This is a genomic window from Mycobacterium sp. MFM001 (assembly GCF_003402475.1).
Lineage (GTDB): Bacteria > Actinomycetota > Actinomycetes > Mycobacteriales > Mycobacteriaceae > Mycobacterium.
Genome location: NZ_BFAB01000018.1, coordinates 68,720 through 75,929, shown reverse-complemented (window position 1 = coordinate 75,929; position 7,210 = coordinate 68,720). Strand labels below are relative to the sequence as shown.

The window sequence follows — 7,210 nt, the reverse complement described above, 5'->3', positions numbered from 1 at the left end:
GGTAGCTGCTCGCGCACGAGTTGTTCGGCTGCCGTGTAGGGATCGTCGCGGCCGTCGGCGACCGACTCGGCCAGCCGGTCGAGATCGGGGTGGGTACGCAGCCGGGTCTGCGCCAGCGACAGGATCTGGGCGCGGGCACGGGCCACTCGGCGCGCACGGCTGTCGGCACGGTGATGGGCGTCGATCGCCTCCATCAACTCCGCGAGGCCCTCACCCTTTGCGGCGACGAGGCTGAGGATCGGCGCCTTGGTTTCTGCGCGCAGATCGCGGATGGTCTGCTCCGCGCCCTCCCGGTCGGCCTTGTTGACCACCACGATGTCGGCGACTTCCAGCAGCCCAGCCTTGGCGGCCTGCACCGCGTCGCCGGCGCCCGGGTTGAGGATGACGACGGTCGGATCCGCGACGGCGGCGATCTCGATCTCGGACTGTCCCACGCCGACGGTTTCCAGCAACACCACGTCGTAGGCCAGCGCGCCGAGCAGCCGGATGGCCGCGGGAACGGCCGCGGCCAGGCCGCCCAGGTGGCCGCGCGTCGCCAGCGAACGAATCAGCACCTCGGAGTCGTTGATATGTCTGGTCATTCGGATCCGGTCGCCCAACAGCGCCCCACCGCTGAACGGCGACGACGGGTCGACGGCCAGCACCGCCACTCGCAATTCCCGCTGCCGGTAGGCACCCACCATGGCCGCGACCGTCGTCGATTTCCCCGCGCCCGGCGGCCCGGTGATCCCCACGACTTGCACCGACGACGGGCCGAGGCGCTCCAGCACCTCGTCGCGGCGCTCGCTCTCGACCAGGCTGAGCAATCGGCCGGCCGCCCGCGGTGATCCGTTGCGCGCCGCCGCGATCAGCTCGGCGATGTTCATCTACGGAAGTTTATGGCGCCGGCACCTCGATGACGGTCGCGGAGCCCATTCCCCCGCCCGCACACATCGCCGCTACACCGAAACCACCACCGCGCCGCCGTAATTCGTGTACGAGCGTGACCAGCATTCGGGCCCCGGTAGCCGCCACCGGATGCCCCAGCGAGCAGCCGCTGCCGCTGACGTTGACCCGGTCGGGGTCGATGTCGAGCAGTTTGGCGGTGGCCACGCACATCGAGGCGAAGGCCTCATTGATTTCGAACAGGTCGATGTCGGACAGTGAAAGCCCCGCCCTGGCAAGCGCTTTCGGGATCGCTTCGACAGGCGCCAGGCCCGTAGCCGCCGGATCGACGCCCACCGAAGCCCAGGACCGGATCGTCGCCAACGCAGGCAGGCCCAACCGGTCGCTCGCGATGGTCAAGACAGCAGCGCCGTCATTGGCGCCGCAGGCGTTACCGGCGGTGATCGAGAAACCCTCGATCTCCGGATGCAGCGGCTTGAGCGCGGCCAGCTTCTCCATGGTGGTGTCCCGGCGTGGATGCTCGTCGACCTCGAACAGGCCGTGCGGCGTCTCGATCGGGACGATCTCCTCTTTGAAGCGGCCCTCGTCGATCGCGGCGATCGCGTTGCGGTGTGACCGCAGCGCCCAGGCGTCCATCTCCTCGCGGCTGATCCCGGCGGTGACGGCCGCGTTCCAACCGACCGTGATCGACATGTCCATGTTGGGAGCGTCGGGGCGGTCGGGATGGGTCGGCGGAAACCAGTCCACCCATTCGCCGTCGACCTGCATCCGCGACCGCGGCGACGTGGACGCGGAGTTGACTCCCCCGGCGATGATCAGCTGGTCCATGCCGGCGCGCACGCTGGCCGCCGCGCTTTGCACCGCCGCCTGGCCGGCCGCGCAATGCCGGTTCTGGGCCAGGCCGGGCACCGAGGTCAGCCCGGCGGTCAGCGCCGCGTGCCGGGCCAGCACCCCGCCGCCGTAAAGACCTTCACCGAGGATCACATCGTCGACGGGCACCGAGTCCAGGCCCGCCGCCGCCTCGGACACCACATGATGTGCGAGCTCGTAGGCGCTGGTGTCGCGCAGTGTTCCCTTGCGCGCCGTGCCGATGGGCGTGCGCAGGGCGGACACGATGACTGCTTCGGGCACAGGTCGCCTCCTTGCAAGCGTATGAGAACATTATTCTCTCATTACGAGAGTATTAGTTGCAAGGAGGGGGAACACCGATGCAGATCAGTGGGAGTTCGGCGATCGTCGTCGGCGGCGCCGGCGGCCTGGGCGAGGCCACCGTGCGCCGGTTACACAGCGCCGGGGCCAAGGTGGTCATCGCCGACCTGGCCGACGACAAGGGCAGGGCGCTGGAAAGTGAGCTGGGTGTCCGCTACGTCCGCACCGACGCCACCAACACCGACGACGTGCAGGTCGCCCTGGCCGAAGCGGAATCGCTTGGCCCACTGCGGATCTCGGTGGACGCGCACGGCGGCCCGGCAAGCGGCGGCCGGCTGGTCGGCAAGGACGGCAGCCCGCTGGACCTGGACGGCTTCAAGACCACCATCGACGTCTATCTGACCGGCGTCTTCAACGTGATGCGCCTGGCCGCGGCGGCGATCGCCCGTCAGGAGCCGCTCGACGGCGCACGCGGCGTCATCGTCAACACTGCGTCGATCGCGGCCTACGAGGGCCAGATCGGCCAGCTGCCGTACGCGGCGGCCAAAGGCGGGGTCGTCGGGATGACGCTGGTGGCGGCGCGTGACCTGTCGCCGCTCGGCATCCGCGTCCTCACGATCGCCCCCGGCACATTCCTGACCCCGGCCTACGGTCAGGCGGGCGACCAGCTGGAGGCGTATTGGGGTCCGCAGGTGCCGTTCCCGAAGCGGATGGGCCAGCCGGCCGAGTACGCCGCGTTTGTGCAGAGCATCGTCGAAAACGATTACCTCAACGGCGAAGTCATTCGGCTCGACGGCGCGCTGCGGTTCCCGCCGAAGTAGTCGCGGGTGGGTCGGCGAGCTAGTTCTTGCCGGCGGTCAGCTTGGCGACGATCGAGCGGAAGTCCTCGGTCTGGAACGACTGGTTCTCGGCGGTCAGCGCGAAGTCCAGGGTGGCCAGCACCGCGCGTTCGAGGTGGACGTTGAGGACCCGCTTGGTGCTCTCGACCGCCTGCTGAGGCAATTCCATGATCCGCTTGGCGCAGTCCACCGCCTCGGCGACGGGATCGGCGGCGATGTGGTTGGCCAGCCCGAGTTCGACGGCCCGCTGTGCCGAGATCCGGGCACCGGTCAACGCGTACTCCTTAGCCAGCAGCAGGCTGATGTGCAGCGGCCACGTCAGCGGCCCGCCGTCGGCGGCGACCAGCCCGACCTGCACATGCGGGTCGGCCAGATAGGCGTCCTCGGCGATGTAGACGATGTCGGAGAGTGCCACCAGGCTGCAGCCCAGCCCGACCGCCGGGCCATTCACGGCCGCTACCACCGGGATTCGGCAGCGGGCCATCCCCAGCACGATCTCGCGCCCGTCGGCGATGGTCTTGGCCCGCAGATCGGCGTCCTGTGCCAACTCGGCCAGGTAGTGGAAGTCGCCGCCGGCCGAGAACGCCCGGCCGCTGCCGGTGATCACCGCGGCGCGCGCGGTCCGGTCGTAGCTCATCCGCTGCCACAGCCGTGCGAGCCCGTTGTGCAGGTCGTCGTTGACCGCGTTGAGCGCATCGGGCCGGTTCAGCGTGATGATGCGCAGCGGCCCGTCGGCGCGGACGTCGATTTCGGTCGGCATGTCGTACACGTCAGACTCCTTCTATGGTCGTGACCCGCTTCACCCAGGCTTCGCCCGCCTTCGCGATCACTCCTTTTTCGATGGTCGTGACCCGCTTCACCCGGGCTTCGCCCGCGTTCGCGATCACTCCTTTTTCGATGGTCGTGACCCGCTTCACCCGGGCTTCGCCCGCCTTCGCGATCACTCCTACAATCCCAAGATTCGTGAGGCGATGATGTTCTTCTGGATTTGCGATGTCCCGCCCATCACGCTCTGCGCCCGGCTGTACAAGTAGGCGGACAGCAGGTCGGGATCCTCAGTGCCGCCGACGGTCAGCGCGGCGTGGCCGACGGACTGCTCGACCCAGGTCATCAGCAGCTTGTCCAGCGATCCGTCCGAGCCGTGCGACACCCCGTCGAGCTGTTCGGACAGCCGCCGACGCACGTGGTGGGTGAGCATCTCGGTTTGTACTGCCGCCCAGGTTAATTCGGGAGACACCGGACCGTCGGAGCGCGCAGCCATCTCCCGCACGAGCCTGCCGTAGCGCGCCGCGTAGCCCAGCGTGGACGGTTCGCGTTCGTGTCCGACCACCGTCATGGCGATGGCCCAGCCCTCGCCGGGCGCGCCGACCATCTGGTCGGCGGGCACCGTCGCACCGTCGAAGAACACCTGGCCGAACTCGGTGGTGACGCCGTTGATCATCCGAAGCGGACGTTGTTGCACGCCAGGCTGTTTCATCGAGAGGACGAACGCCGAAAGGCCCTTGTGCCGCGGCACCTCCGGGTCGGTGCGGGCCAGCAGCAGACACCAGTCGGCGACGTCGGAGTAGCTGGTCCAGATCTTGTGTCCGTGCACGACGTAGTTGTCGCCGTCGCGGGTGGCGGTGGTGGTCAGCGACGCGAGATCCGAACCGGCGCCGGGCTCGGAAAAGCCCTGGCACCACCGCTCGGTGCCGTTGATCATGCCGGGCAGGAAGCGCTGCTGCAGTTCCTTGCTGCCATGTCGGCCCAGGCCGACGACGAGATAGCCGAGACTGGGCCGCGGCGGGGCGCCGGCGCGGGCCAGCTCTTCGTCGACGATGACGTCGTAGACCGGCGGCAGCTCCTGGCCGCCGTATTCGCGCGGCCACGACAGCCCGAAGAACCCGCCCTGATACAGCGCACGATGCCATTCACCCTGACGGGTCCAGTACTCGTCGCCGGAACTCGCAAACTCCTTGGCGTGCACCGCAAGCCAGGATCGTAGCCGGGCGCGGAAGGCGGCTTCCTCCGCCGAGTCACGAAAGTCCAATGTCGATCTCCTCCAGCTTCACGGGCCACAGCTCGGTCGATGTCAATGCACGCCGCAGAAAGACATGCGCCAGGCATTCCCAGGTGTTGCCGATACCGCCGTGTACCTGAATGGCGGTCTCGCACACGGTTTGTGCGGCGCGCGCACAGTAGATCTTGGCGACGCGGGCGGCGCGGATCGCGTCGGCCGGCGCGAGTTCGTCGACCGCCCAGGCGGCATGCCGCAACACGCTCACCGAGCCTTCGATCAAGGCCAGGCTTTCGGCCAGCAGGTGCGCAACGGCCTGATACGAGCCGATCGGTTTGCCGTACTGCTCACGGATTTTCGCGTAGTCACAGGCCAGGGCGTGCGCCCCGCGCGCGGCGCCGACCAGGTCGGCAGAGGTGGCGGCCAGCGCGAGGGCCAGCCATCGGCTGGCGACGTCGGCAGATACTTCGCCGACGACGACGGCCGCTGCCAGCTCGGCGTTGACTCTGGTCAGATCCGCGCCGGCCCGGACGTCGCCGACGTCGGCGGCCGACACCGTCGTATCCCGCAACACCATCGCGCGCGGGTATCCCCTTGCGTCGACCGCATGATCGCCGTAGACGATCGTCGCCGCATCGCCACCAACGTGCCGAGTCAGCTCGTCGGCCAGTACCGGCCCGAGGAACGGCGCGTCCACCAGCCCGCGGCCGAATTCCTCGGCGACGATCGCCACCTCGACGCCAGAGGCGCCATCGGAGCGCAGCGACCGCCAGCCCGTCGCCGCAATCTGCTTGTCCAGCCGGGCAATTCGCTCGCTGTCCTCGAGCGCCTGCACCGAGCCCGGCCCCAGATCGTCGGCCAGTTTGGCGGCGGCGTCGCGCAGTTGCTGTTGCTCAGCGGTCAGACGTACATCCATACTTCTCCTTCAGCACTCGGCGCAGCACCTTGCCCGACGGCAGCCGAGGAATATCGGACACGAACACCACGCGGCTGAGCCGTTTGTACGACGCCAGCTGCTCCTCCACCCGACTAGTCAGTTCCGCCGCATCCACCTCAGCCACGGTCGAGACCGCAGCGACGATCGCCTCCCCGTTGAGCCCATCCGGAACGCCGAACACCGCGCAGTCCTTGACCGCCGGATGCCCGTGCAGCACCGCTTCGATTTCGGCGGGCGCGACCTGGAAGCCCCGCACCTTGATCATCTCCTTGGATCGGTCGGTGATCCGCAGCCAGCCATCGCTGTCGAGAGAGCCCACGTCGCCGGTGCGATACCAGCCGTCGCACAATGCATCTCGCGTCGCCGTGCACGGCAGGTAGCCGGCCATCAGCGATTCCGAGCGGGCCTGAATCTCGCCGACCTCCCCAGGGCCAACCGGCTCACCCGTCTGCAACGACACCACTCGCACCTCGACGCCGTCCACCGGACGTCCGACCGAATCGAGCCGCGCAGCGTCCAGCGGGTTGCAGGCAATGACCGGCAACTCGGTGGTGCCGTAGGCGGGGACCCACCCGACGCCGGTGCGCCGGGTCACGGTCTCGGCGACACTTCGGCTGACGGGAGTCGCGCCCCACATGATGAATCGCAGCGACGACAGGTCATAGGACTCCAGCCGCGGATGTGACGCGATAGCCAAAGCGATTGGGGCAACGGCCATCTCGACGGTGATGCGGTCGGTCTCGATGTGCCGCAGCATAGTGTCGACGTCGAACCGGCGGTGCAGCCGCATCCACATGCCGGTCTCGAGCGCGGTGACGATGTTGAGCAGCCCGAGGATGTGCGATGGGGGCGTGGCGATTTGGATCCGGTCACGCGACGTCAGCTGCAGCGCATCTCGCCAGTGCCGGACGGCCGCACACAACGACGCATGTGTGTGCCGGACAGCCTTGGGCAGGCCGGTGGTGCCCGAGCTGAACACCAGCAGCGCGTCGGTATCTCGCGGCGGCGACCCGGACAGCGGCTGCCCCGGTGTGATCGGCTCGTCGAGATGCAGCATCGGCATCAGCTCCGAGAGCACCGGGTGGTCGCCGACCGCATGGGACGGGTTCGTCAGGCCCAACGCATGCTCGGCCTCGGCGCGCTTCCAGGCCGGACTGATCAGCACCACGGCCGCGGCCAGCCGCCAGATGGCGTGCAACGCCACGACGAACTCGGGCCGGTTGGATGCCATCACCGCGACCCGCATCCCCGCCGTCACTCCCTTTTTGCGCAGGGTGGACGCCAGGCCGTCGGCCAGCGCGTCGAGCTGCGGCAGGCTGTACTGCCGCTCCTCGAACGCGAGCACGGCGGCATCGTGTGAAGGCATTGAGAAGATCCTATCGCTTTGTGAGAATAGTATTCTCT

General features: G+C 68.4%; 8 protein-coding genes. 1 reads left to right on the top strand and 7 read right to left on the bottom strand.

Annotated features, from left to right (window positions below; genetic code table 11):
* Positions 1–866 (bottom strand): methylmalonyl Co-A mutase-associated GTPase MeaB (gene meaB, locus MFM001_RS22370; RefSeq protein ID WP_116377447.1); only part of this gene is annotated, 866 nt, incomplete at its 3' end.
* A 10-nt stretch (positions 867–876) separates the two neighbouring features.
* Positions 877–2,016 (bottom strand): thiolase family protein, encoded by a 1,140-nt coding sequence (locus tag MFM001_RS22365; RefSeq protein WP_116377446.1) that lies wholly within the window; start codon positions 2,014–2,016, stop codon positions 877–879.
* 77 nt (positions 2,017–2,093) lie between these two features.
* On the opposite strand from MFM001_RS22365, the gene MFM001_RS22360 reads away from it, so the two are divergent.
* Entirely contained in the window at positions 2,094–2,855 is a 762-nt protein-coding gene (locus MFM001_RS22360) for an SDR family NAD(P)-dependent oxidoreductase (protein WP_116377445.1), read from the top strand.
* Positions 2,856–2,874: 19 nt separating this feature from the next.
* Here the strand turns inward: MFM001_RS22360 and MFM001_RS22355 are convergent, their stop codons facing one another.
* From MFM001_RS22355 to MFM001_RS22340, 5 genes are read right to left on the bottom strand one after another with little or no spacing between them, the layout of a single operon-like run.
* Complete coding sequence (locus tag MFM001_RS22355; RefSeq protein WP_116377444.1) at positions 2,875–3,642, bottom strand: enoyl-CoA hydratase/isomerase family protein; 768 nt, start codon at positions 3,640–3,642, stop codon at positions 2,875–2,877.
* A gap of 1 nt (position 3,643) precedes the next feature.
* Positions 3,644–3,817: a hypothetical protein gene (locus MFM001_RS24650; protein ID WP_192887026.1), complete on the bottom strand. Its 174-nt coding sequence runs from the start codon at positions 3,815–3,817 to the stop codon at positions 3,644–3,646.
* 2 nt (positions 3,818–3,819) lie between these two features.
* On the bottom strand, positions 3,820–4,902 hold the full coding sequence (locus tag MFM001_RS22350; RefSeq protein WP_116377443.1) for an acyl-CoA dehydrogenase family protein: 1,083 nt from the start codon (positions 4,900–4,902) through the stop codon (positions 3,820–3,822).
* Complete coding sequence (locus MFM001_RS22345) at positions 4,889–5,785, bottom strand: acyl-CoA dehydrogenase family protein (protein WP_116377442.1); 897 nt, start codon at positions 5,783–5,785, stop codon at positions 4,889–4,891. Before MFM001_RS22345 ends, MFM001_RS22350 begins: the two co-directional genes overlap by 14 nt.
* Complete coding sequence (locus MFM001_RS22340; RefSeq protein ID WP_116377441.1) at positions 5,763–7,172, bottom strand: class I adenylate-forming enzyme family protein; 1,410 nt, start codon at positions 7,170–7,172, stop codon at positions 5,763–5,765. Before MFM001_RS22340 ends, MFM001_RS22345 begins: the two co-directional genes overlap by 23 nt.
* Between the last annotated feature and the right edge of the window lie 38 nt (positions 7,173–7,210).